The organism is Streptomyces sp. NPDC021622 (assembly GCF_040640795.1).
In the GTDB taxonomy this organism is placed as follows: Bacteria; Actinomycetota; Actinomycetes; order Streptomycetales; family Streptomycetaceae; genus Streptomyces.
Window position 1 is genome coordinate 332,467 of sequence record NZ_JBFACK010000008.1, and the last position, 25,771, is coordinate 358,237.

19 protein-coding genes are annotated in these 25,771 nt (G+C 71.0%); 13 read left to right on the top strand and 6 right to left on the bottom strand.

Features of this window, described 5'->3' with window-relative positions:
• Window positions 1-2: 2 nt before the first annotated feature.
• Genes AB0G47_RS18820 through AB0G47_RS18830 form a run of 3 tightly spaced genes read right to left on the bottom strand, consistent with a single transcriptional unit; the run spans window position 3 to window position 2,807 of the window.
• On the bottom strand, window positions 3-1,304 hold the full coding sequence (locus tag AB0G47_RS18820) for a coenzyme F420-0:L-glutamate ligase (RefSeq protein WP_360770773.1): 1,302 nt from the start codon (window positions 1,302-1,304) through the stop codon (window positions 3-5).
• Window positions 1,301-2,257 (bottom strand): 2-phospho-L-lactate transferase, encoded by a 957-nt coding sequence (cofD, locus tag AB0G47_RS18825; RefSeq protein WP_360770776.1) that lies wholly within the window; start codon window positions 2,255-2,257, stop codon window positions 1,301-1,303. The genes AB0G47_RS18820 and cofD overlap by 4 nt, the downstream gene beginning before the upstream one ends.
• Before the next feature lie 34 nt (window positions 2,258-2,291).
• Window positions 2,292-2,807, bottom strand: coding sequence for a cysteine dioxygenase family protein (locus tag AB0G47_RS18830; protein WP_360770779.1), 516 nt, complete (start codon window positions 2,805-2,807; stop codon window positions 2,292-2,294).
• 693 nt (window positions 2,808-3,500) lie between these two features.
• Here AB0G47_RS18830 and AB0G47_RS18835 point away from each other — a divergent pair.
• The 3 genes from AB0G47_RS18835 to AB0G47_RS18845 all read left to right on the top strand — a co-directional run bounded on the left by AB0G47_RS18835 (window position 3,501) and on the right by AB0G47_RS18845 (window position 9,151).
• Complete coding sequence (locus AB0G47_RS18835) at window positions 3,501-3,764, top strand: WhiB family transcriptional regulator (RefSeq protein WP_016642094.1); 264 nt, start codon at window positions 3,501-3,503, stop codon at window positions 3,762-3,764.
• Between the two features lie 192 nt (window positions 3,765-3,956).
• On the top strand, window positions 3,957-7,652 hold the full coding sequence (locus AB0G47_RS18840; protein ID WP_360770783.1) for a glycosyltransferase family 2 protein: 3,696 nt from the start codon (window positions 3,957-3,959) through the stop codon (window positions 7,650-7,652).
• On the top strand, window positions 7,649-9,151 hold the full coding sequence (locus tag AB0G47_RS18845) for a DUF5719 family protein (protein ID WP_360770786.1): 1,503 nt from the start codon (window positions 7,649-7,651) through the stop codon (window positions 9,149-9,151). The genes AB0G47_RS18840 and AB0G47_RS18845 overlap by 4 nt, the downstream gene beginning before the upstream one ends.
• Window positions 9,152-9,191: 40 nt before the next feature.
• Here AB0G47_RS18845 and AB0G47_RS18850 read toward each other — a convergent pair whose 3' ends face one another.
• A complete protein-coding gene (locus tag AB0G47_RS18850) occupies window positions 9,192-9,641 on the bottom strand; it encodes a metallopeptidase family protein (RefSeq protein ID WP_266866261.1) in 450 nt (149 codons plus the stop codon).
• 354 nt (window positions 9,642-9,995) lie between these two features.
• On the opposite strand from AB0G47_RS18850, the gene AB0G47_RS18855 reads away from it, so the two are divergent.
• From AB0G47_RS18855 to AB0G47_RS18885, 7 genes are all read left to right on the top strand, one after another.
• Window positions 9,996-10,373 (top strand): DUF3499 domain-containing protein, encoded by a 378-nt coding sequence (locus AB0G47_RS18855; RefSeq protein ID WP_360770788.1) that lies wholly within the window; start codon window positions 9,996-9,998, stop codon window positions 10,371-10,373.
• A gap of 186 nt (window positions 10,374-10,559) precedes the next feature.
• On the top strand, window positions 10,560-12,176 hold the full coding sequence (locus AB0G47_RS18860) for an L-lactate permease (RefSeq protein WP_360770883.1): 1,617 nt from the start codon (window positions 10,560-10,562) through the stop codon (window positions 12,174-12,176).
• A 171-nt stretch (window positions 12,177-12,347) separates the two neighbouring features.
• Complete coding sequence (locus tag AB0G47_RS18865; RefSeq protein ID WP_360770791.1) at window positions 12,348-13,712, top strand: phosphomannomutase/phosphoglucomutase; 1,365 nt, start codon at window positions 12,348-12,350, stop codon at window positions 13,710-13,712.
• 412 nt (window positions 13,713-14,124) lie between these two features.
• A complete protein-coding gene (locus AB0G47_RS18870; RefSeq protein WP_266866267.1) occupies window positions 14,125-14,301 on the top strand; it encodes a Trm112 family protein in 177 nt (58 codons plus the stop codon).
• Between the two features lie 57 nt (window positions 14,302-14,358).
• Window positions 14,359-15,555: an SIS domain-containing protein gene (locus AB0G47_RS18875; protein WP_360770795.1), complete on the top strand. Its 1,197-nt coding sequence runs from the start codon at window positions 14,359-14,361 to the stop codon at window positions 15,553-15,555.
• Between the two features lie 101 nt (window positions 15,556-15,656).
• Window positions 15,657-16,811, top strand: coding sequence for a mannose-6-phosphate isomerase, class I (gene manA, locus AB0G47_RS18880; protein ID WP_360770798.1), 1,155 nt, complete (start codon window positions 15,657-15,659; stop codon window positions 16,809-16,811).
• Window positions 16,812-16,924: 113 nt separating this feature from the next.
• A complete protein-coding gene (locus AB0G47_RS18885) occupies window positions 16,925-17,869 on the top strand; it encodes a cation diffusion facilitator family transporter (RefSeq protein WP_360770801.1) in 945 nt (314 codons plus the stop codon).
• Between the two features lie 69 nt (window positions 17,870-17,938).
• On the opposite strand, the gene AB0G47_RS18890 is transcribed toward AB0G47_RS18885, so the two are convergent.
• Complete coding sequence (locus AB0G47_RS18890) at window positions 17,939-20,002, bottom strand: fructose-specific PTS transporter subunit EIIC (RefSeq protein ID WP_360770804.1); 2,064 nt, start codon at window positions 20,000-20,002, stop codon at window positions 17,939-17,941.
• A gap of 403 nt (window positions 20,003-20,405) precedes the next feature.
• Here AB0G47_RS18890 and ahcY point away from each other — a divergent pair, with 403 nt between their 5' ends.
• Together ahcY and AB0G47_RS18900 are read left to right on the top strand one after the other, a co-directional pair.
• Window positions 20,406-21,863: an adenosylhomocysteinase gene (ahcY, locus tag AB0G47_RS18895; protein ID WP_266866277.1), complete on the top strand. Its 1,458-nt coding sequence runs from the start codon at window positions 20,406-20,408 to the stop codon at window positions 21,861-21,863.
• Window positions 21,864-22,667: 804 nt separating this feature from the next.
• Window positions 22,668-23,282, top strand: coding sequence for a hypothetical protein (locus tag AB0G47_RS18900; protein ID WP_360770807.1), 615 nt, complete (start codon window positions 22,668-22,670; stop codon window positions 23,280-23,282).
• A gap of 8 nt (window positions 23,283-23,290) precedes the next feature.
• Here AB0G47_RS18900 and AB0G47_RS18905 read toward each other — a convergent pair whose 3' ends face one another.
• On the bottom strand, window positions 23,291-24,232 hold the full coding sequence (locus AB0G47_RS18905; RefSeq protein WP_360770810.1) for an RDD family protein: 942 nt from the start codon (window positions 24,230-24,232) through the stop codon (window positions 23,291-23,293).
• Window positions 24,233-24,321: 89 nt separating this feature from the next.
• Between AB0G47_RS18905 and AB0G47_RS18910 the strand changes: the two genes are divergently transcribed.
• Complete coding sequence (locus AB0G47_RS18910; RefSeq protein WP_266866283.1) at window positions 24,322-25,329, top strand: stage II sporulation protein M; 1,008 nt, start codon at window positions 24,322-24,324, stop codon at window positions 25,327-25,329.
• Window positions 25,330-25,771 lie beyond the last annotated feature (442 nt).

Sequence of the window (25,771 nt, forward strand, 5' to 3'; positions counted from 1 at the left end):
AGTCACCGCACGGTGATGAAGTCCCCCGCATCCCGCCCGACCCGAGCCGCGGGCTCAACCGCAGCGTGCCCCACAGCAACGGCCCCCATCGGATCCCAAGACCCCGGCAGCCCAAGAACGTCCCGTACAACATCCCGGCAGAACATCGTCGACGAAACCCAGGCAGAGCCGAGCCGCTCCCCGGCCAACGCCACAAGAAAGTTCTGCACCCCGGCCCCGGCGGCAACGACGAACATCTCCCGCTCGGCAGCGTCACGCCTCGCATCCCCATACGTATGCGAGCCGTCCATCACCAGACAAGGCACCACCAGATAAGGCGCCTTGCGCAGCACATCCCCCCGCCGAACCCGCTTCGCGATGGACTCCGAAGACTTCCCGTCCCGCTCCAGGTCGCAGACCCACGCGTCCCGCATCGCGTCGAGCAGCCGCACCCGTGACTCCTCGGACTCCAGGAGCACGAACCGCCAAGGCGTCGTGTGATGCGGCGCCGGCGCGGTCACGGCAGCCGCCACGGCCCGCCGCACCGCCCCCGGATCGACCTCCTCGTCGGTGAACTCCCGCACGGTCCGCCGCTGCGTCACCGCTTCCCGCACGGCCTCGGACGTACCGAGCCGGAACATGTCGTCACGCGAGCCCCGCACCATGACACGAGCCCCCTCATCGGTCTCCCCGGTCTCGGCCACGACATGCGGCAGCCCGCGGACCACCGCGACCGGCAGCCCGCCGGCCTTCCCCTTGGCCAGATCCCCGGCGGCGGAGAGCTCGTCCGCGGTGGCGACGACGGTCGCACTCAGCGGATTGCCGTACGCGTCCACGCCGCCCCGCAGGTCGTTGAGGACCCGCACGCCCGCCGCCCCGATGGCGACATCGGTGACCCCGGCCCGCCAGGGCCGCCCGAAGGTGTCGGTGACGACGACACCGACGTCCACGCCCAGCGCGTCCCGCAGGCCCTCGCGCACGGCGCGGGCCGATGCGTCAGGGTCTTCGGGCAGCAACAGCACGGTCCCCGAAGGGGTGTTGGAGGCGTCGACACCGGCGGCCGCCATCACGAGCCCCTGCCGGTTCTCGACGATACGAAGGGTCCCGCGCCGCGCGACCACCCGCACCGTCTCGCTGTCGATGGCCGCCTCGCGGTCGGCGGCCTCGACGATCCGCCCCTCGGCCTTGCTGACGATCTTCGAGGTGACCAGGAGCACGTCCCCGTCGGCGAGCCCCGGCTCGGCGGCGGCGATCAGCTTGGCGATGTCGTCGCCCTGCCGCACCTCGGGAAGGCCGGGCACCGCCCAGACACGGAACGAGCTCACGCGCGCACCGCCTCCGCGAGGTCGAGCGCGGCCCGCGCCATCTCGGCGGTCGCGTAGAGGTCGGTCATCATCAGCGGAATGGCCCGGCAGCGGATGCCCGCCGACTCGACCCGCTCCACGGAACCCTCGTCCACGGTGTCGACGAGCCAGCCGTCGAGCAGCCCCGAGCCGTAGTGCTCGGCGACCGCGGCGGCCGTCGACTCCACGCCCACGGCGGCGAGCACCTTGTCGGCCATGCCCCGCACGGGCGCGTCCCCGACGATGGGGGAGAGCCCGACCACGGGCACGCCCGCCTCCGCGATGGCCTCGCGGATCCCCGGGACGGCGAGGATCGTCCCGACACTCACCACGGGGTTGGACGGCGGGAAGAGCACGACGTCGGCCTCGGCGATGGCTTCGAGGACACCGGGCGCGGGCTTGGCCTGGTCCGCGCCGACCGGCACGACGGCGTGCGCGTCCACGGAGGCCCGGAGGCGTACCCAGTACTCCTGGAAGTGCACGGCCTTCTGCTCGCCGTCGAGGGTGACGGCGACATGCGTCTCGACGCGGTCGTCGGACATCGGGATGAGGCGCACTCCGGGCTGCCACCGCTCGCACAGCGCTTCGGTGACGGCGCTGAGCGGGAATCCGGCGCCGAGCATCTGCGTCCGCACGATGTGCGTGGCGAAGTCCCGGTCGCCGAGCCCGAACCACTCGGGCCCGACTCCGTAGGCGGCGAGCTCTTCCTTGACCTTGAACGTCTCGTCGGTGCGGCCCCAGCCCTGTTCCTCGTTGATGCCGCCGCCCAGCGTGTACATCACGGTGTCGAGGTCGGGGCAGACCTTCAGACCGAACAGGTGAATGTCGTCACCGGTGTTGCCGATGACCGTGACGTCCGCGTCAGGCGCGGCCTTCTTGAGCCCGCGAAGGAAACGGGCGCCGCCGATACCGCCGGCCAGTACCACAATGCGCATGAGGCCAAGCATGTCAGGCGGGTACGACACCGCGTCAGGCGGTCACGACATCTCCGGCCACCGGCTCGCTGGCGCTCACGCCGCACTGCGCCGCGTGCATCGGCATGTCGGTCAGGCCGGGGTAGTAGATGTGCAGGCTGACGGCCGGTTCAAGCGAGTCGTTCACGACCTCGTGTACGTAGCCGGGCGCGAAGACCCGCTGCGATCCCGCGCCGAGCGCGCGCTGGCCGCGTTCCGTACGCTCCGTCAGCTCGCCGTCGAGGACGGTCAGTACGCCGGACGAGCGGCCGTGGTCGTGCAGCCCGCTGCCCTGTCCCGGCACCCAGGAGAGCAGCCACACCTCGTAGCCGGGGCCGGTGCGCAGGCGGTGGTACCAGCGGCTCGTCGCGTCGTACTCGACGAGATGGGCCCACTGCGCGCGGTCGGCCGCGATGGTGCGGGCCAGGCCCGCGAACTCGGCCACGGTCGCCGGGTGTTCCCGGGCGGGCTGCAGGAGGTGGGTGACTTCGAGGATGTCGCCGGCGATCTGGAGGTCGCTGTCGCTGTTCATCGTGCGGTGGTTCCTCAACGTGAGTGCTGGGGTGTCGCGGAAGGGAAGCGGTGGAAGCGTTGAAAGCGGTGATGCCCTGGAAACGGCTCTACGGAGTGGCGCGTTTCGAGCGGTTCAACAGCTGGAAGCGGATGACTCAACAGCTGGAACAGGAACAGCGACAGCGCGCGTGGGCAGCACCGAGGAGCCCGCTGCTGCGGGTCGTCGAGAGTGCCAAGTTTGCGAGCATGCCCACCAGGACACCGGCTCACACCTTCTCTGTCAACTCACTGTCCGGTATGTGGGATATGTTTCACCTCATCCGGTTGCTCTCTGAGGTGAAAGGTTTGTGCATCCGGCGCACGGGACACATCGCGCTTCAACCGGCGCGTAAACCCCGTCGTGATCCCGTGACCCGAATGTGATCCCCTTCGCTTCGGTGGACCGGCTGCAACGGGACTGATCTCCGTGGCGTCCTTCCCTGATGGGAGGCGGTCACGGGGCTCCTCGAGATGGGCCACTGGCAAGTGTCGGGGTTTATGTCGATTTGAACACTTTCCGCATAGCCTTGGTTCCGCAGAGTGAATAAGGGACCCAATAGCAGATCTCGGCTTGACTGGCCCGGATCGGCACACTTGTAATTTCACTCGTGTCGTTCAGCCGAAATCGGTAACGGCAGCACCACGGGGACGCACGTACAGACGAGGGGCGCACATGACCGAGCTGGTTCAGGAACTGCTGGTCGAGGACGCGGACGAGGAACTCGGCTGGCAGGAGCGCGCGCTGTGCGCCCAGACCGATCCCGAATCCTTCTTCCCCGAGAAGGGCGGCTCCACGCGCGAGGCCAAGAAGGTCTGCCTCGCCTGTGAGGTCCGCTCCGAATGCCTTGAGTACGCACTCGCCAACGACGAGCGATTCGGCATCTGGGGCGGTCTGTCGGAGCGCGAACGCCGCCGCCTGAAGAAGGCCGCCGTCTGAACGCCGGCAGGTTCCGCCCGACCAAACGGCACACACCCCTACGTAAGGAACGGCCCGTCGCCCGTGGGATGTCCACAGGCGGCGGGCCGTTGTGATGCCAGCCGTTAGTGTGGGGCCCCGTCCGAGACGCCCCGGCGCCCCCATGAAGCGCAGGCGTCCACCGCAGTCCATCGAACCGGGGCCCGTACCTCGATGTCCGTGCACAGCCATTCGGCAGCCAGTCACCACGACGCTGCCGCACCTGAGTTCCCGCGGCACGTAGTCACCGCCGTGATCGTCTCCCACGACGGCGCCCGCTGGCTGCCCGACGCCCTCGCCGGGCTGCTCGGCCAGGAGCGTCCGGTGCAGAACGCCGTGGCCGCAGACACCGGCAGCGCGGACGACTCCGCCCGCCTCGTCACCGAGGCCCTCGGCCCCGACCGCGTCCTGCATCTGGCCCGGCGCTCCGGCTTCGGCACCGCCGTCGACGAGGCGAACCGCACCGCCGGCGTGCTGACCCCGGAAGAGCTGCCCTATCTGAAGCGCCCCAGCGGCTGGGACCCGGTCACCAGGTCCTGGCGCGACGACGCCTACGACCTGCCTGAACTGCCGCACGGTGAGCCCGAGCAGTGGCTGTGGCTGCTGCACGACGACTGCGCGCCCGAGCCCGGCGCGCTCGCCGAACTGCTCCGCGTCGTGGAGAACGAACGCGAGGTGGGCAAGGACGTCGCGATCGTCGGCCCCAAGCTGCGCGGCTGGTACGACCGCAGGCAGCTCCTGGAAGTCGGCGTCTCCGTCGCCAACAGCGGCCGCCGCTGGACCGGCATCGACCGCCGCGAACAGGACCAGGGCCAGCACGACCACGTACGGCCCGTCCTTTCGGTGTCCACGGCCGGCATGCTGATCCGGCGCGACGTCTTCGACCAGCTCGGCGGCTTCGACCGGCGCCTTCCGCTGATGCGGGACGACGTCGACCTGTGCTGGCGCGCCACGGCCGCCGGACACCGCGTCCTCGTCGCCCCCGACGCCGTCGTACGGCACGCCGAGGCATCGTCGCGCGAGCGCCGCACCGTCGACTGCGTCGGGCGTACGTCGACGTCGCCGCACCGCGTGGACAAGGCGGGCGCCTCGTACACGCTGCTGGTCAACGCCCGTACGGCCGTGCTGCCCTGGGTGCTGTTCCGGCTCGTGGTGGGCACCGTCCTGCGCACCGTCGCGTATCTGGTCGGCAAGGTCCCCGGGCAGGCGGTCGACGAGGTCGCGGGTCTCCTGGGGACGCTGCTGCGGCCCGGAAGGATCGTCGGCGCCCGTAAGAAGCGCGGCAAGCCGGTGGTCGAAGCCGCCGAGATGCGGCCGCTCTTCCCGCCGCCGGGCGCCACCGTGCGCGCCACCATCGAACAGGTCGCGGGCAACATCGTCGGCCGCTCCGACCCCGAGGCCGTCACCGGCGCGGGCCGGCACGGCGCCGTCGAGTCCGGACCCGGCGGGGACGACGCCGACTTCCTGGAGGTCGAGCAGTTCGCACGCCTCAAGCGCATCGCCCGCAAGCCGGGACCGATGCTCTTCGTAGTGCTGCTCTTCGCCTCGCTCATCGCCTGCCGCCAACTCCTCGGCAGCGGAGCGCTCGCGGGCGGCGCACTGCTGCCCGCGCCCGCCGACGCCGCCGGGCTCTGGTCGCGCTTCCTGGATGCCTGGCATCCCGTGGGGACCGGCGGCACCCAGGCGGCGCCGCCGTATCTCGCGCTCGTCGCGGGGCTCTCCTCGCTGCTGTTCGGATCCACCGGGCTCGCCGTCACGGTGCTCCTCGTCGGCTCGGTGCCACTGGCCGGGTTCGCCGCCTACTTCGCGTCCCGGCCGCTGGTCGAGTCGCGCCTCCTTCGCGCCTGGGCCTCGGTCGCCTACGCCTTCCTGCCGGCCGCCACGGGCGCGCTCGCGGGCGGCCGCATCGGCACCGCCGTCCTCGCGATCCTGCTGCCGCTCATCGCCCGCGCGGGCGTCGCGGCCAGCGGCCTCGCCTCCTCGGAGGGCACCCGCGGGAGCTGGCGCGCCACGTGGGCGTACGCACTGCTCCTGACGCTCGCCACCGCCTTCACGCCGATCGTCTGGCCGATCGCCCTGGTGCTCGGCCTCGCACTTCTCGCGGTGCGCCGCGGCGACATCACCGCCTACGGACTGCGCTTCCTGGCAGCGCTCGGCACCCCGATCCTGATCCTCGCCCCCTGGTCGCTCTCGCTGCTGCCCTTCGGCTTCTTCCGTGAGGCGGGCCTCGAGTTCGGCACGGGCTCCGCGAGCGCGCTCGACCTGCTCGGGGGCAGCCCGGGCGGTCCCGGGACCGTGGACGGGCTGCTGCTCATCGGCATCGTGCTCGCCGCCCTGGCCGCACTGCTGCGCACCGAGCGGCAGTTGGCGGTCCGCACCGCGTGGGTCGTCGCACTGGTCGCGCTGGTCTTCGCCGCCCTGTCGAACGGCTCGGCCTGGGCCGGACCCGCCACGCTCGGCTACGGCATCGCGCTCCTTGCCGCCGCCGCGCTCGGCGCCGACGGTGCACGCACGCGTGTCGCCGAGCAGAGCTTCGGCTGGCGCCAGCCGGTCGCCGTCCTCATCGCGTTCGCGGCGGCCGCCGGGCCGCTGCTCGTCGCCGCCGGGTGGATGATCCGCGGCGCCGACGAACCCCTGGAGCGCCGTGACCCGGTGCAGGTGCCCGCGTTCGTCGCCGAGGAGAGCGGCACGCAGGACCAGGCCCGCACGCTCGTCCTGGACAGCGAGTCGGCGGGACAGGTCGCGTACTCGCTCGTACGGGGTTCGGGTTCCCGGCTCGGCGACGCCGAACTCGCCGATGCCGGCGGCTCGAACAAGCACCTGGACAAGATCGTCGCCCGCCTCATCGCGGGCTCCGGAGCCGACCAGGCCGACCAGCTCGGCGGCTTCGCCGTGCGCTACGTCCTCGTACGCGATGGTGCGCCACGCCAGATGAGCCGCGTCCTGGACGCGACGCCCGGCCTCACCCGGCTCAGCCAGGAGGACGGCAGCGCCCTGTGGCGCGTCGACCTGCAGGTCGCGCGCGCCGCGATCGTGTCCGAGTCGGGCGATCCGCTGCCCGTGGCCGCGGGCCCGGTCGAGCTGCACACGAACATCCCGGCCGGCGAGGAAGGCCGCACCCTGCGGATCGCCGACGCCGCCGACGAGGGCTGGACGGCCACCCTGGACGGCAGCCCGCTGACCAGGACCACGCTGGACGGCTGGGCGCAGGGCTTCGAACTGCCCGCCACCGGTGGCCGTCTGGACGTCACCTACGAAGGCTCGGCGGGCCACACCGGATGGCTGTGGGCGCAGGGCGCGATGGCCGTCGTCCTGGTGGTGCTCGCGCTGCCGGGCCGCCGCCGTGACGTGGACGACGACCTCCCCGAAGAGGCCGTCATCCCGGCCCAGCCCGTCGAGGGCGAGGGGCGCAGGGCGCGCAGGCTGCGGGCCCAGAACGAGCAGGCCGCGGCCGAACAGGCCGCCCAGGAGGGCACGGTGCCGGACGGCACGCCTCCCCCTCCGCCGCCTCCTCCTTCGGAGGAGGCCCTGGCCTCGGTTCCGCAGCAGCAGTCGCACTCGCAGTCGTACGAGGAATGGGAGGCCCCGGCTCACGCGGGCGCCGACCACGGCACGTACGAGGGCGGCGAGCAGCAGTACCAGGACGCGCAGTACCCGGCGGGCTCGTACGACGGGTCCGGCTACCAGGCCGACCCCTACCAGGGGGGCCAGTACGACCCGTACGCCTACGGAGGGGCGCAGGGCGGCGCCGAGCAGTACGAGCAGTCGCACGACGCGACGTACGGGCAGCAGCAGCCCCCGATGCCGCCCCTGCCCCCGCAGCCGCCGCACAGCCCCGACAGTGAGCGCCCCGACGGGAGCCAGCAGTGAACCGCACGACCCAGTCCCTGATCGCCGCCGTGGCCGCCCTTGCGGCCGTCACCGGGTTCGCCGCGGCCAACGTGCCCGACGGCTCGGCCGACGACGGCGCGAAGGCGGCCGCCCGGCTGCCCGTCGAGCGCACCAGCCTGCTCTGCCCGGTGCCCAGTTCGTCGGACCTCGCCGAGACGTCGTACACGGCGTTCACCCCGGAGTCGAAGGGCTCCGAAGAGGCGGGCCAGGCGGAACTGCTGCCCGCCACCCGGGCGTTGACGGAAGCCGCCGTCAAGGGCGACGAGCAGGACAAGAAGAAGGCCGTCAAGCCGTTCCTGACCCCGAAGAAGCCGGGCGAGCCCGTCGCCGCCGAGAAGTCCGGGGCCGAATCGCCGGCACTCATCGGCACCGCCCACGGCAGGCTCGCCCCCGGCTGGACCGTCCAGCAGACCACCACGTACGCGGCGGGCAGCGGCCGCGGCGTCCAGGGCGCCAACTGCACCGCGCCCGACACGGACTTCTGGTTCCCGGGCGCGAGCACCGCCAAGGACCGCAGCGACTACGTCCACCTGACCAACCCGGACGACTCGGCGGCCGTCGTCGACGTCGAGTTGTACGGCCCGGACGGCCCCATCAAGTCCGAGGTGGGGGAGTCGATCCAGGTCCAGCCGAACGGCAGTGTCCCGGTGCTGCTCTCCACGCTCATCCCCAAGGAGCAGACGAACCTCACGCTGCACGTCACCGCGCGCAGCGGCCGGGTCGCGGCCGCCGTGCAGTCGTCGGACGACAAGCTCGGCGGCGACTGGCTGCCCCCGTCCGCCGACCCCGCGGGCCGCGTGGTCCTGCCCGGCATCCCTAAGGACGCCACTTCGGTACGCCTGGTGGCCTTCGCGCCCGGCACCGACGACGCGGACCTGAAGGTCCAACTGGCGTCGCCCACCGGCTCGATCAGCCCGGCGGGGAACGCCACCCTGCACGTCAAGTCCGGCATGACGACCGCCGTGGACCTCGGCGACGTCACCAAGGGCGAGGCGGGCTCCCTGATCCTCACGCCGACCGAGGACGCGGTGCCGGTGGTGGCGGGCCTGCGGGTCGTCCGCGGCAAGGGCTCCGACCAGGAGACGGCGTTCATCCCGGGGACGAGTGCCGTGGGCACGCGCGCGACGGTGGCCGACAACCGCTCCAAGGGCTCCACGCTGTCGCTGGTCGCCCCCGGCAAGACGGCCAAGGTGCGGGTCACGGCGTCGCAGGGCACCGAGGGCGGCAGGCCGGCCACGAAGACGTACACGGTCAAGGGCGGCACGACCCTGGGCATCAAGCCCCCCGCCCCGGCCGGCCTCAAGGGTGCGTACGCCCTCACGGTGGAACCCCTGTCGGGTGCCGAGGTCTATGGCTCCCGCATGCTGGAAATCCCGGAGGACGGCGTGCCCGGCTTCACGATCCAGACCCTGCCGGACGACCGGGGCATGGTGTCGGTGCCGAAGTCGGAGCAGGACCTGACGGTGCTGCAGAAGTAGCTTCTCGCGGGTACGGGGAGGCGGGTGCGGGGAGGGACGTTCAGTCTTCCCCGTACCGCGGGTCCACCGACTCGGGTGAGAGCCCGAGCAGTTCGGCGACCTGCTCGACCACCACTTCGTGGACGAGCGCAGCCCGCTCCTCCCGCCCCTTGGTGCGGATCTCGACGGGCCGCCGGTAGATGACGACCCGGGCGGGCCGCCCCTCGGCGGCCTCGATCGTGCCCCCCAGGGGCACGGCCTCGTCGCTCCAGTCGCCGTCCTCCCCGCCCAGGGGCGGCACCTCGAGCACCAGGAAGTCGATGTCGCTCAGCTGCGGCCACCGCCGCTCGAGCCGCTCCACGGAGTCCTGCACGAGGTCGGTGAAGACCTCGGCGCGGCTGGCCGAGAGCGGCACCTGGGGCGGCGCGACGGGGCCGCGCATGCCCCTGCCGTGGCGGTCGCGGCGGCGGGGCCTCGGCTCTGCGGAACGGGGCTGTACGGGGTCGTCCATCACTGACGAAGCGTAGTCCTCGAGATCGCCGATTCCGCACAGCTTGCGCCCGGCTTCCGCCTTGCGTCCGTGCCGCTTCCGAACGGCGCACCCCATGTCGCCCGATGACCGTTCCGGCCAGTCTTGAGCCCGATTCCGTATCTCTCCCGGACCGTCGATCTCGCGATGAATGACGGGAAATGAACCAAGTGGTGACCGGATTCAACACCATGCGCCCCTGTGGCCCCAGACGTCACCGCAGGTCAGCGAGGTGCCGTGCTGACGCGCCGTGTCGGGGATCACAGGGCGACACGGTGGGGTGACCTCGGGGAGAGTCGTCGCGGCCCGCTCAAGAGTGCGGTACCGTCCAACATCGTGAGCCCTGTACGTCGCTGTTCGCGCACCGCTTGCGGCCGTCCTGCCGTCGCGACGCTGACGTACGTCTACGCCGACTCGACCGCGGTCCTCGGCCCCCTCGCCACCTACGCCGAACCCCACTGCTACGACCTGTGCGCCGAGCACTCCGAGCGCCTCACCGCGCCCCGTGGCTGGGAGGTCGTCCGGCTCGCCGACGCCTCGGGCCCGGCCCGCCCCAGCGGTGACGATCTCGAAGCGCTCGCCAACGCGGTGCGCGAGGCCGCGCGGCCGCAGGAGCGCGTGGCGGAGGCCGGCGGTTCGGGCCCGCGCACGGCGGACCCGAGGGAGGTCGCACGCCGCGGCCACCTCCGGGTGCTGCGCTCGCCGGATTCCTGAGCGTCCTTCTCCGTAGGCCGCCTCCGTAGAGCCCCTCTCCGTAGATCGCTGTCTCCGTAGACCCCTGTCGTTTATCGCTGAACAATTTCTCGTGCATGACCCATTGACGTGCCCATGCCGTCGACACGACCATTCCCCCACTTGCGAGAGATCACCTTCCGCATCACGGAAACCGGGGAGCCGTCCGTGTACGTGCAGCAGTTGGAGCCCGTGGCCGACTCGCTCGGCCTGTCCGCCCTCATCGCGACCCTGCCCCTCCTCACCGTTCTCGTCCTGCTCGGCGCCGTCCGCATGAAGGCTCACCACGCGGGCCTCATCGGACTCGGCGTCGCCGCCCTGGTCGCCTGGCTCGCGTACGGCATGCCGCTCGGCCAGACCGCCTCCAGCGCCGCGCAAGGGGCCCTCTTCGGCCTCTTCCCCATCCTGTGGATCGTCGTCAACGCCCTGTGGGTGTACCGGATGACGGTGCGCACCCGGCACTTCGACATCCTGCGCCGCTCCTTCGGACGGCTCTCCGACGATCCCCGCATCCAGGCCCTCGTCATCGCCTTCTGCTTCGGGGCTCTCCTGGAGGCACTCGCCGGCTTCGGGGCGCCCGTCGCGATCTGTGCGGTGATGCTGGTGGCGCTCGGCTTCGACCCCGTGAAGGCCGCCGTCGTCGCCCTCGTGGCCAACACCGCGCCCGTGGCCTTCGGCGCGATGGGCACCCCCGTGGTGACGCTCGCGCAGGTCACCGGGATCCCGCTGGACACCGTCGCCACCGTCGTCGGTCGCCAGACACCGCTGCTCGCCCTGGTGGTGCCGCTGCTCCTGGTCGGCCTGGTGGACGGGCGGCGCGGGCTGCGCGAGACCTGGGTGCCCGCCCTGGTGTGCGGAGTCGCCTTCGCCGCCGCGCAGTTCGCCGCGTCCAACTATGTCTCCGCCCAACTGGCCGACATCGGGGCGGCGCTCGCCGGCGCGGGCGCCCTCGTGGCGGTGCCCAGCGCGCGCAGGGCCGCGGCGGAACCTGTACGCGCCGCGGTCCTCACCGGCGTACGCAGCGAGGACCTGGACCAGGACGACCCGCGCCCCGAGATCCTGCGCGCCTACGCCCCGTACGCGCTCATCGTCGCCATCTTCTCCATCGCCCAGATCCCGCCAGTGAAGGACCTGTTGGCGAAGGCGACGCGCACCTTCGACTGGCCCTTCCTGCACGTCGGCAACCCGGACGGCGACCCGGTCGGCGGCAACCTCTTCTCGCTGCCGCTGGTGGCGACGGGCGGCACCCTCGTACTGCTCGCCGGAGTGGGCACGGCGGCCGTCATCGGGGTCCACGCGCGCGTGGCCGTGAAGGAATGGCTGGCGACGGTCCGCGAACTGCGGTTCGCGATCCTCACCGTGACCTCCGTGCTCGCTCTCGCGTACGTGATGAACCTGTCCGGGCAGGCCGCCACCATCGGCCACTTCGTGGCGGCGGCGGGCGCGGGGCTCGCCTTCCTCTCGCCGGTGCTCGGCTGGTTCGGCGTGGCCGTATCCGGCTCCGACACCTCGGCCAACGCGCTCTTCGGCGCGCTCCAGGTGACGGCGGCTCAGCAGTCCGGGCTCTCGCCCGAGCTGCTCGCGGCCGCCAACAGCTCGGGCGGCGTACTCGGCAAGATGATCTCCCCGCAGAACCTGACGATCGCGTGCGCGGCGGTCGGGCTCGCGGGCAAGGAAGGCGACCTGCTGCGCAAGGTACTGCCGTGGAGCATCGGCCTGTTGCTGGTGATGTGTCTGATCGTGGTGGGGCAGAGCACGGCGGTGCTCGGCTGGATGCTGCCGTGACATCGGTGGACGCAGCCGTGAACACCGGCTCGAGCCACTCACAGCTGGTTGTCAGCCGTTGCGGGTAGTTTGGGGTGACCGACGAGTGCTTCGTAACCGACGAGTGCTCGACGGGTACTTCCGATACTTCCGAGACCGCTGAACTCGCAGAACCTGTAGAGAGGGTTGGCCGTGACTGCTGATCTGTCCCAGATCGTGAAGGCGTACGACGTGCGCGGGGTCGTCCCGGACCAGTGGGACGAGTCACTGGCCGAGCTGTTCGGGGCGGCCTTCGCGAAGGTGACGGGCGCGGACGCGATCGTGACCGGGCACGACATGCGGCCCTCGTCGCCGGGCCTCTCGCGGGCCTTCGCGCGCGGGGCCGCGGCGCTCGGCGTGGACGTCACGGAGATCGGCCTCTGCTCCACGGACCAGCTGTACTACGCGTCGGGGGCGCTGAACCTGCCGGGCGCGATGTTCACGGCCTCGCACAACCCGGCGCAGTACAACGGCATCAAGATGTGCCGCGCGGGCGCCGCCCCGGTCGGCCAGGACACCGGCCTCGCCGACATCCGCGCCCTGGTGGAGGGCTGGACGGAGACCGGCGCCCCGGAGCCCGCGGCCACGCCCGGCACGCTCACCGGGCGGGACACCCTCAATGGCTACGCGGCGCACCTGCGCGGCCTGGTGGACCTGACGTCCATCCGCCCGCTCAAGGTCGTCGTCGACGCGGGCAACGGCATGGGCGGGCACACGGTCCCCACGGTCTTCGAAGGCCTGCCCCTCGACGTCGTACCGATGTACTTCGAGCTGGACGGCACGTTCCCCAACCACGAGGCCAACCCCCTCGACCCGAAGAACATCGTGGACCTGCAGAAGCGGGTGCGCGATGAGGGCGCCGACCTCGGCATCGCCTTCGACGGCGACGCGGACCGCTGCTTCGTGGTCGACGAGAGCGGCGACCCGGTGTCCCCCTCGGCCATCACGGCCCTGGTCGCCGCGCGCGAGCTCGCGCGCAACGGCGGCAAGGGCACCGTCATCCACAACCTCATCACCTCCTGGTCGGTCCCCGAGGTCGTGCGGGAGAACGGCGGCTCGCCGGTCCGCACGCGCGTGGGGCACTCCTTCATCAAGGAGGAGATGGCCAAGACGGGCGCCATCTTCGGCGGCGAGCACTCGGCGCACTACTACTTCCGCGACTTCTGGAACGCGGACACGGGCATGCTCGCCGCGCTCCACGTCCTCGCCGCGCTCGGCGGCCAGGACGGTCCGCTGTCGGGCCTGGTCGCCCAGTACGACCGCTATGCGGGCTCCGGGGAGATCAACTCCACGGTCGACGACCAGTCGGCCCGCCTCGCCGCGATCAAGTCGACGTACGAAGGCCGCGAGGGCGTCACCCTCGACGAACTCGACGGCCTCACGGTGACGGCCACCGACTGGTGGTTCAACGTCCGAGCCTCCAACACGGAACCGCTCCTCCGCCTGAACGTGGAGGCGAGGGACGAGCCCACGATGACAAAGACCCGGGACGAGGCCCTGGCCATCATCCGGGCCTGAGCCCCGAGCGTTTGCGGTCAGGCGATCCGGACCACCCCACCCCACCCCACCTCCGCCCGCGCGTTCGTGGGCAGGCGTTCCGGACCGCCCCGCCTCACCCCAGCCCGCGGGTTTGTGGGCAGGCGTTCCGGACCGCACCACCCACCCCAGCCCCCGCGTTCGTAGGCAGGCGTTCCGCACGGCGAGTGGGGCCTCCCCTGCTCGAGCGGAGCCGAGAGCTTGGGGAAGGGTGGGCACAAACGCCCACCGGGTCGCGCCCGAAGAACGACCGCAAGCCCCACCGGGGGCCGGGGCCGCAGCCCCACCCGAACGCAGGCCGAGGCCCCGGCCAGCACAAGCCCAGGCCCCCGGCCAGCGGTACGCTGACCAGGCCACATCCCCCACCCCACCGCACCCCGAAGGGACCCACCCCATGCCGCTCGAAGCCGGCCTCCTGGAGATCCTCGCCTGCCCGGCCTGCCACGCCCCTCTCAAGGAGGCGGACACGGAGCTGGTCTGCACGGCGGACGCCAAGGCCTGCGGCCTCGCCTACCCGGTCCGCGACGGCATCCCCGTCCTCCTCGTGGACGAGGCCCGCCGCCCGGCGTAACAACCCGCCCGCAGCACCCGCAGGGACCCGCACCCGGCGATCGGAGGCCTGACCCCCATGCTCGACGAATCGCTGCTAGACGCCCCAGAGGCACTCGCCGTGGCCGACCGCCGCGGCCTGCTCCGCGGCGCCGCGGAGGCGGGCGCCCGCGTCCGCACCGCGGTCCGGCACGCGACCGAGGCCGGACTCACGCAGCTCAAGCCCGACGGCCGCCCCCGCTCCATCCTGATCGCGGGCCCCGGCACCGCAGCCACCTGCGTCGCCGACCTGCTCGGCACGCTCGCGGGCGCCGGCTGCCCCGTGATCCGCCTGGCCCCCACGGGCGTCGCCCCCGCCGCGGGCGCCCTGCGCTGGGCGCTGCCCGGCTGGGCGGGCTCCGTGGACCTGCTGCTCATCACCACCCCGGACGGCACGGAACCGGGCCTCTCGCTCCTCGCCGAGCAGGCCTACCGCCGCGGCTGCACGGTCGTCGCCGTGGCCCCCGCCCGCTCCCCGCTGGCCGAGGGCGTCGAGGGCTCGCACGGCCTCACCGTCCCGATGGCGACGTCCCCGTACGGAGAATTCGAGGCTCCGCACGACGGCGAGCGGGCCTCCGAGGCGTACGAGGCACGCCGTCTGGAGGACGAGGCCGCGGCCGCCGCCCCCGCCACCCTGTGGGCCCTGCTCACGCCCCTCCTGATCCTCCTGGACCGCACGGGCCTGATCACCGCCCCGCCCGAGACCCTGGAGAAGATCGCCGACCGCCTCGACAGCGTCGCGGAACGCTGCGGTCCGGCCATCGCGACGTACAGCAATCCCGCCAAGACCCTCGCCGCCGAGCTCGCCGAGGCCCTCCCGCTGATCTGGACCGAGGGTGGGCTCGCGGGCTCCGCGGGCCGCCGCTTCGCCGCCACGCTCGCCGAGCTCGCCGGACACCCGGCGCTCGCCGCGCAGCTCCCCGAGGCGCTGCCCGCGCACGGCGCCCTGCTCGCCGGCGACCTCGCCCCGAGCGCCGACGGCGACGACTTCTTCCGCGACCGCGTCGAGGACCCCCAGTCGCTGCGCGCCCGCGTCGTCCTGCTCCGCGCCAGCCCCGTGGAAGCCGGCGGCCTCACCGCCGCACCCGCGGCCCGCGAACTCGCGCACAGCCACGACGTCGCGATCAGCGAGCTCGAACCGGAGGACGGCGAGGAGCTGGAAGCCCTCGCCGACCTGATCGCCGTCACGGATTTCGCCGCCGTTTACCTGGCGCTCGCCCCGAGGGACCGATCATGACCCCAGCCCGGTCAACCGGCCCGGTCATGACCTGAGACCCGCATCGCGCACGAGCACAAGAGCAGACGAGCGCACGCACGTACGTAAGGGAGAACCCCTCCGTGGACCGCCTCACCAACACCATCCGCCCCTACGCCTGGGGTTCCACCACCGCCATCGCGGAGCTCATCGGCGTCGAGCCGACCGGCGAGCCGCAGGCCGAGATGTGGATGGGCGCCCACCCGGGCGCGCCCTCGCGCACCGCGCGCGGCCCGCTCAACGAGGTGATCGACGAGGACCCGGAGCGCGAGCTCGGCAGGGCGGCGGTCGCCAAGTTCGGCCCGCGCCTGCCCTTCCTCCTCAAGATCCTCGCCGCGGGCGCCCCGCTCTCCCTCCAGGTGCACCCCGACCTGGAGCAGGCGAAGGAGGGCTACGAGGACGAGGAGCGCCGCGGCGTCCCGGTGGACGCCCCGCACCGCAACTACAAGGACGCCAACCACAAGCCCGAACTGATCTGCGCGCTCACGGAGTTCGACGGCCTGTGCGGCTTCCGCGACCCCGTCGAGGCCGCGGATCTGCTCGCCGGTCTTGGCGTGGACTCCCTCAAGCCGTACGTCGACCTGCTGCACGCCAAGCCCGAAGAGGCCGCCCTGCGCGAGGTCCTGACGGCCGTTCTGAGCGCCGACCCCGAGCAGATGACCGCGACCGTCTCCGAGGTCACCGCCGCCGCCGAGCACCTGGGCGGCGCATACGCCCCGTACGCCGGAATCGCGCACCACTACCCCGGCGACCCGGGCGTCATCGCCGCGATGCTCCTCAATTACGTCCAACTCCAGCCCGGCGAAGCCCTGTTCCTCGGCGCCGGCGTCCCGCACGCCTACCTCGACGGCCTCGGCGTCGAGATCATGGCCAACTCGGACAACGTGCTGCGCTGCGGCCTGACCCCCAAGCACGTCGACGTACCCGAACTCCTGCGCATCGTCCGCTTCGAGGCGACCGACCCCGGCGTCCTGCGCCCGGAGGCCTCGCCCGACGGCGAAGAGGTCTACGACACCCCGATCGACGAGTTCCGCCTCTCCCGCTTCGTGCTGCCCGAGGGCGGCGCGCGGCACGACCTCACCGCAGGCACCCCGCAGATCCTGCTCTGCGTCGCGGGCTCGGTCCGCGTGGGCGACGCCGGACAAGTCGGCCCCGGAGAGTCCGTGTTCGTCCCGGCGGACGAAAAGGCCGAAGTGTCCGGAGTCGGCACCCTCTTCCGTGCCACTGTGGTGGCCTGACACACCACGAGTCGCCCGTGCTGCAACAATGACCCACCGCAAAGGACGGGCAAAGCCGCGTCCGGACAGCGATGGACGATGAACGTACGCAGGCGAAGGGACAACGGGCACACATGAGCGCGTCAGGCGGAACAAAGGCGATTGTCGCGGCACTCGCCGCGAACCTCGCGATCGCGGTGGCGAAGTTCGTCGCGTTCCTCTTCAGTGGCTCGTCGTCGATGCTCGCCGAGAGCGTGCACTCGCTGGCGGACTCGGGCAACCAGGGGCTGCTGCTCCTCGGCGGCAAGAAGGCGCAGCGCGAGGCGACGCCGCAGCACCCCTTCGGCTACGGCCGCGAGCGCTACATCTACGCGTTCCTGGTCTCCATCGTGCTCTTCTCGGTCGGCGGCATGTTCGCGATCTACGAGGGCTACGAGAAGATCAAGCACCCGCACGAGATCGAGGCCTGGTACTGGCCGGTCGGCGTCCTCGTGTTCGCGATCATCGCCGAGAGCTTCTCCTTCCGTACGGCCATCAAGGAGTCCAACCACACGCGCGGCAACCTCACGTGGACGCAGTTCGTCCGCCGCGCGAAGGCCCCCGAGCTGCCCGTCGTGCTCCTTGAGGACCTGGGCGCGCTGGTCGGTCTGATCCTGGCCCTCGTCGGCGTGAGCCTCGCGCTCGCCACGGGCGACGGCGTCTGGGACGGCATCGGCACGCTCTGCATCGGCGTCCTGCTCATCCTGATCGCGATCATCCTGGCCGCGGAGACCAAGTCCCTGCTCCTGGGCGAGGCCGCGGGCACGGAAGAGGTCGAGAAGATCGAGAAGGCCCTGGTCGACGGCGACACGGTCACCCGCGTCATCCACATGCGCACGCTGCACCTCGGCCCCGAGGAACTCCTCGTCGCCGCCAAGGTAGCGGTGCAGCACGACGACACGGCCACGGAGATCGCCAACGCGATCAACGCCGCCGAGGAGCGCATCCGCGCGGCGGTCCCGATCGCCCGCGTGATCTACCTGGAGCCGGACATCTACAGCGAGACGGCAGCGGCCGAGGGCAAGAACCCGGCGAAGTAGCCGATTGCGTACGCCGATGGGGCCCCGCACCTTCTTAGGTGCGGGGCCCCATCGACGTACTGACGCTACTTACCGAACCTCACGCAGCACGTCGAGAATCGCCGCATCATCCGGCGCCGCCTCCAGCCGTGCCCGGAAGCCGGTGTCCATCAGCTTCCGCGAGAGCAGCGCGAGGATCCGCAGATGCTCGTCGCCCGCGGCCGCCTCCGGCACGGAGATCATGAAGACCAGCTTGGCCTTCGTACCGTCGAGCGAGCCCCACTCGATGCCTTCCGACGACCGGGCGAACCCGACGACCGGCGAGGTCACCGCATCGGTCTTGGCGTGCGGGACGGCGATCTCCTCGCCCAGACCCGTGGTGCCCTGTGCCTCGCGGCGCAGCGCCGTCTGCACGAGCTCCTCCACGTCGTCGACCTTGCCCGTGGTGGCGAGGAGCTCGGCCATCTCACGGATCGCCGAATCCTTGTCCGCCGACGCCAGCTGGACCTTCACGGTCTGCTCGGTGAGATAGCCGGAGAGGACCTCGTCCGCGGCGTCCTCGGGGGCGGCCGGCGCCGCGGAGGGTGCCTTCTGCAGAGCGGCCGCTCCGGAGCCACCCGCGGTGACGGCCCCCGCACCGACGCCCACGAGGACCGGCTCAAGGCCGCCCGGCACGTCCACGAGCGGCGCCCCGCGCCGCTTGCGCTCGCTGAGGTCGACCAGCGCGACCGTGGTCAGCGCGGTGACGACGGTGCCGATGGCGACCGCGATGAAGAACATCGGTACGCCGCCGACGGCACCCAGGACCGCCACGATCGGCCCGCCGTGCGGCACCGCGTCCTCGACGCCCGCGAGCCCCGCGATCGCACCGGCGACGGCGCCGCCGAGCATGTTCGCCGGAATGACCTGCGCGGGCCGCGCGGCGGCGAACGGAATGGCACCCTCCGAGATCCCGAACAAGCCCATGAACAAGGCGGCGAAGCCGGTCTCCCGTTCCTGTTCGCTGTAGAGCCGCTTGCGGATCAGCGTCGCGAGGCCCTGCCCGAGCGGCATGACCGGAATCGCGGCGGCGCACATGCCCATGACGGTCTGGTTGCCGGTCGCGATGAGCCCCGCGCCGAACAGGAACGCCGTCTTGTTGACCGGACCGCCCATGTCGAACGCGATCATGAGCCCCAGGATCGCGCCGAGCAGGATCGCGCTGGTCCCGGTCATGCCGCTGAGCCAGTCGGTCAGATGCTCGAAGACCCACGAGATGGGCTTGCCGATGACGTAGATGAAGAAAAGACCGAGTGCCGTGGTCGCGACGATGGGGATCACGATGATCGGCATGATCGGCTGGGCGAACTTGGGGACCTTGACCTTCTTGATCCACAGCACCAGATAGCCGGCGAGGAAGCCGGTCACGATGGCCCCGATGAAGCCCGCGCCCGCCTTCGAGTCGTACAGCTCACCGGTGTTGGCGATCCAGCCGCCGATCATGCCCGGCACAAGCGCGGGCCGGTCCCCGATCGCGTACGCGATATAGCCGGAGAGGATCGGCACCATCAGCGTGAAGCCGATGACACCGATCTGGTTCACATGCATCCAGAAGGAGTCGTCTGGGATGACGAGTCCGCCCTTGGGGTCGGTGTGACCGCCGAGCGAGAGCGAGATGGCGATCAGCAGACCACCGACCACGACGAACGGAATCATGTACGAGACGCCGTTCATCAGCGCCTTGTACGCGACGCTGCGCTCCTTGCCGCCTCCGCCCGTGATCGGATCGGCGGCGCCACCGACGCCACCGGCCCCGTGCACCGGAGCGGTCCGCACCTGCTCGATCAGCCGCTCGGGGTTGCTGATGCCTTCGGAGACGCCGACGGACAGCACGCGCTTGCCCACGAACCGGCTGAGGTCGACGTCCTTGTCGGCCGCGATGATGACGCCGTCGGCCTCCCTGACATCGTTGTCAGTCAAGACATTCTCGGCCCCGATGGAGCCCTGCGTCTCCACCTTCATGTCGATGCCGAGGCTCTCCGCGGCCTGCGAGAGCTTCTCCGCGGCCATGTACGTGTGAGCGATACCGGTCGGACAGGCGGTCACCGCGAGCAGCTTGAGCTTCGTCAGCTCGCTGCCGCCACCGCCTATGGGGGGATCGGCCGGATGGTTCACGTGGATCTCCTAACGCCTAACGCCTTCGTCAAACAAGATCGCGCAAATGTTCCCGATCTCAAGGCATCCTGCAACACACGCGGGGAGGATCAAAAGAGCAAAGGTCCCGTCTTGCCTGGGTCTGCGTGCCTTTCTTCCGCCACCCCCTCCGTACCGGAGGGTTCGGAGGATCCATACCGGCGGGTTCGGAGGCGGGCTGGGGCAGGCTCGGCCAATCGGTGTAGCTTTGTGACTGAGCCAGACGTCGCTGCTGATGGCGGTCGGGCGGCCCGTGCGCGGACCGGCCGAGGGAGAGAGGGCCTCCGACGGACTGCGCTGCTGCGCACCGGTGCACCTCTGTGCCGTTGTCGCAGGTCAGCCATGTCCACCCACCCTCGATCTACCCACGAGGAGCAGCTCGCTCATGACGACTCTCATCAACGGCCAGGACTTCAAGGTCGCCGACCTCTCCCTCGCCGAGTTCGGCCGCAAGGAGATCACCCTCGCCGAGCACGAGATGCCCGGCCTGATGTCGATCCGCAAGGAATTCGCCGCCGCCCAGCCGCTGGCCGGCGCCCGCATCATGGGCTCGCTGCACATGACCGTGCAGACCGCCGTCCTCATCGAGACCCTGGTCGCCCTCGGCGCCGAGGTCCGCTGGGTCTCCTGCAACATCTTCTCCACCCAGGACCACGCGGCCGCGGCCATCGCCGTCGGCCCGAACGGCACCCCGGACAACCCCCAGGGCATCCCGGTCTTCGCCTGGAAGGGCGAGACCCTGGAGGAGTACTGGTGGTGCACGGAGCAGGCGCTGACCTGGCCGAACACCCCCACCGGCGGCCCGAACATGATCCTGGACGACGGCGGCGACGCCACGCTCCTGGTCCACAAGGGCGTCGAGTACGAGAAGGCCGGCAAGGTCCCGTCCGAGGACACCGCCGAGTCGGACGAGCACCGCGTCATCCTGCAGCTGCTCAACCGCACCATCACCGACGGCTCGCAGAAGTGGACCCAGCTCGCCTCGGAGATCCGCGGCGTGACGGAGGAGACCACGACCGGCGTCCACCGTCTCTACGAGATGCACCGTGACGGCACCCTCCTCTTCCCGGCGATCAACGTGAACGACGCCGTGACGAAGTCGAAGTTCGACAACAAGTACGGCTGCCGCCACTCCCTGATCGACGGCATCAACCGCGCCACGGACGTCCTGATCGGCGGCAAGACCGCCCTCGTCTGCGGCTACGGCGATGTCGGCAAGGGCTGCGCCGAGTCCCTGCGCGGCCAGGGCGCCCGGGTGATCATCACCGAGGTCGACCCGATCTGCGCCCTGCAGGCGGCGATGGACGGCTACCAGGTCGCGACGCTCGACGAGGTCGTCGACAAGGTCGACATCTTCGTCACGACGACCGGCAACAAGGACATCATCATGGCCTCGGACATGGCCAAGATGAAGCACCAGGCGATCGTCGGCAACATCGGCCACTTCGACAACGAGATCGACATGGCCGGCCTCGCCAAGATCCCCGGCATCGTCAAGGACGAGGTCAAGCCGCAGGTCCACACCTGGACGTTCCCGGACGGCAAGGTCCTCATCGTCCTCTCCGAGGGCCGCCTGCTGAACCTGGGCAACGCGACGGGCCACCCGTCCTTCGTGATGTCCAACTCCTTCGCGGACCAGACCCTGGCCCAGATCGAGCTGTTCACCAAGCAGGAGGAGTACCCGACCGACGTCTACGTCCTCCCCAAGCACCTCGACGAGAAGGTCGCCCGCCTCCACCTGGACGCGCTCGGTGTGAAGCTGACGACCCTGCGCCCGGAGCAGGCCGCGTACATCGGCGTAGAGGTAGAGGGCCCGTACAAGCCCGACCACTACCGCTACTGACCGAGCCGGTCTCCGGGCCAGACCCCGGCAACCACGCTCATCAGCAGGCCCTCGCCCAACTGGGCGGGGGCCTGCGCCCGTTGAAGCAGCTCAAATGCTCGGGACGCGCCATCTCGCAGGGCGCCGACCTGTGAGCACCGCCGGTCGGCCTGCCCGCCCGCGGACCGGTGCGTGCGCCGCCGTGCGGCGGCCCTGGACCCGTGAAGATCGGGGCCGGTCCAGCTGGCCACCTGGCCTGCGCGCTTTGGGGCTTGCGCCAGCGAGACGTCGGGGCTCACCGGTCGGCCCGCCTGCTCACGGGGCTGCCCACCTCCGGAAGCCTGTGCCCATGAGGCGGCCGGGCTGGCTGGTCACTCGGCCTGCAAGCCCCGGGGCTTGCGCTAGCGAGATGCCGGGACCCACCGGCCGGCCCCCTGCCCACGCGGCTGCCCACCCCCGAAAGCCTGCGCCCATGAGGCGGCAGGGCCAGCTGGTCACTCGGCCTGCGCGCCCCGGGGCCTGCGCCGCCGAGACGCCGGGCGCCAACCGGCCAGCCCGCCTGGCCACCCGGCTGCCCACCCGCGGAGAAGCCTGTGCCCATGAGACGGCCGGGCCGGCTGGTCACTCGCCCCCATCCCATGCCGTCCCAGCCCAGCTCGCTCCAGCTGAGCCCAGCCCCCAGCCCCCAGCCTCTTCAGCGCGGCCCGGTCCAGGGTCGCCCCCGCCCCCAGCCCCGCCACTGCCACCATGGTGCCGACAGCCAACAGCACTGCCCCGGCTTGGCCCCGGCCAAGAACTCAGCCCCCGACGAGGACCGAACCCCCCATGCCCCGCGGCCACTATTCGCTTCACGACGCGCACGACCACACCCCCCTCGGTGAGGAACACTTCCACTGCGCCCCCGGCCCCTCCGGCTGGCGCTACGTCTCCCAGCGGATCGCCCCGTCAGGCGAACACACTGGCTCCGTCGACCTCGCCCTCGACGAACTCGGCCGCCCCATCCGCCTCGAACTCCACGCAGGGGACTGGCAGATCCGCGCCGCCGCGATCGACGGCGTCACCTGGGTCCGCACCGACGCCACCGGCGCCCATGCCACCGAGAACAACGCCCCCGCCCACGCCTTCACCGGCACATCCCCCGCTTTCCTCATCGCGACCACACGCCTGCTGCGCCTCACCCCCGCTTCCCCCGCGACCCGCGTCCGCCTCGTCGCCTTCACCGACCCGGTCCTTGCCCCCCGCACCCTCGACCAGTCCTGGGCCCTGCTGAAAAGCGAAGCACACGCCACTGACAACGGCCCTCTGACCGTGGACGAATACCAGGTCACAGCCCTGGACACCGGCGAACAGCACGCCGTACACATCACCGGCGACGTGGTCCTCTCCGCCCCCGGCATCGAGCTCGAGAACCTCGAAACCCCACCCTCGACGTTCACCTGACCCTCGCCCTACGCGGGCGGCACGAATCCCGTGCTCGGAGGCGCGGCCTCAGCACCTTCCTGCCCGACCACCGGACGGACCGCGGCAGTCGGCTGAGCCGGGTACGCCGCGTGAACCGGGAGAGAAGCGGCAACCGGCGGCAGAACACCGCCCGGGTACCCCGCAGCGCCCTCCGGCGTCGCATGCCCCGGACCAGCCGAACTCCCACCGAACGCCCGCCGCGCATCGCGAGCCTGCCGCTCCTGCACCACGGCGGCCAAGTACGCGGCCGGCGGAACCCCCTGCGGAGCAGGCGCCCCCGTCCGCGCCGCGAGATCCCCCGCCAGCCGCTCCGCCATCGCCCACCCCACCTGCGGATCCAACTGCCCCATGCGCGTCAGGTACTGCCGAATGGCGAGCCAGAGCCCCTCGGGCACCCCGGACAGATCGAGCCCGGAGAACCTCCCCGCAAGCCAGGGCGGCGGCGGAGGCACAAAAGCCGCGCGCCCCGCAGGCACCCGCTCCCGCACGACGAGCGTCCCCGCGAACACATCCCCGAGCCGCCGCCCACGCGCCGACACCAACGAGGCGTTACACGCGACGACCCCGAAGGTCAGCAGAATCTCGACGACCCCGACAGCACCCCGCACCAACGCGTGCCGAAAGCGAATGGGCCCCCCGTCGTCCCGCACCACCCGAAGCCCGCACGCCATCTTCCCCAGCGACCGCCCATGACTGAGCGTCTCCACGGCAATCGGCCCACCGACCAGGATCAGTACGAAGGTGGCGACGGCGATCGCCGCGGCCGCCGCGTCGTCCAACGAGGACGTCGAGGCGACGATCGCCACGGTCACGCCCAGGTAGACCGCCCAGGCCACCACGAGGTCGATCAGTACGGCGAGCGCCCGGCTCGGCAGCTTCGCAGGGCGCAACTCCAGCGCCACCGCCTCGCCCGTAACAAGCTCACTCACGCCGGCCGCCCTTCCCTGCCCTGCCCTAGGAATGGCCAGTCTGCCAAGCTGAGGCAGCATCGCGCCGCAGTACGAGGAGCAGCCACCTGATGGACCTCGACGTCTTCGTGTCCGCCCACCGAGCCGAGTGGGACCGACTCGACGCCCTGCTGCGCCGCCAGCGCCGCCTCAACGGAGCCGAGACCGACGAACTCGTCGCCCTCTACCAACGCACCGCCACCCACCTCTCCCTCATCCAGTCCAGCGCCCCGGACCCACAGCTCACCGGCCGCCTCACACACCTGGTGGCACGCGCGCGCAGCGCCGTGACAGGCACCCGCCGCTCCTCCTGGCGCGACGCGACCCACTTCCTGACCCACGGTTTCCCGGCAGCGGTCTACCGCAGCCGCCACTGGTGGATCCCCACCGCACTCCTCTCGACGCTCCTCGCCGCCGTCATCGGCTGGTGGATAGCCACTCACCCCGAGGTCCAGTCCTCGATCGCTGCCCCCGGAGAACTGCGCGAGCTCACCCGACCCGGCGGCGAGTACGAGACGTACTACTCAAGCCACCCCGCGGCATCCTTCGCCGCCCAGGTCTGGACGAACAATGCCCAGGCAGCGGCGATGTGCCTGGTCCTGGGCGGCTTCCTCTGCTTCCCGGTCATCTGGATCCTCTTCCAGAACATGCTCAACCTGGGCGTGGGCATCGGCTTGATGTCTTCCGCCGGGCGCCTGGACACCTTCCTCGGCCTCGTCCTGCCGCACGGCCTCCTGGAACTGACCGCGGTCTTCGTAGCCGCCGGTACGGGCCTGCGCCTCGGCTGGACCCTCATCGACCCGGGCCCTCGAACGCGCCGCACGGCACTGGCAGAGGAAGGCCGAGCGGCCCTGGGCATGGCGGTGGGCCTGGCCCTGGTCCTCTTCGTCTCCGGCGCCATCGAAGGCTTCGTCACCCCTTCCGGCCTGCCGACCTGGGCCCGCATCGCCATCGGAATCGCCGCTGAACTGGCATTCCTTGCGTACGTCTATCTCCTGGGCGGCAGGGCGGCACGCGCCGGCGCCACCGGCGACCTGGACCCCACGGAACGCAGCGCGGCGGTTCCCACCGCCGCCTGATGTGCGTACGACCCCGCTGACCTGCTAGTCTCCTCGACGCCCCAAGAGAACCGTTGACACGGAAGGACTGGGGAGGTAGATTCGAACAGTTGCCTAGAACTGGACAAGTCCAGTGGCGGCAGTTAACATCTGCCTGCTTCTTGAATTTCATCAAGCAAGAAGCCACTCCCGATAAATCGGAAACTCCGAGCCGGTCAGTCCGGCGGAAAACTTCTGATAAAGTCGGAACCGCCGGAAAGGGAAACGCGAAAGGCCGAGAGGCCGGAGCGGAAACCTGAAAGGCACCGAGGAAATCGGACACGAAAGAGTCTGATAGAGTCGGAAACGCAAGAACGAAGAACAGAAACACCGAAGGGAAGCGCCCGGAGGAAAGCCCGAGAGGGTGAGTACAAAGGAAGCGTCCGTTCCTTGAGAACTCAACAGCGTGCCAAAAGTCAACGCC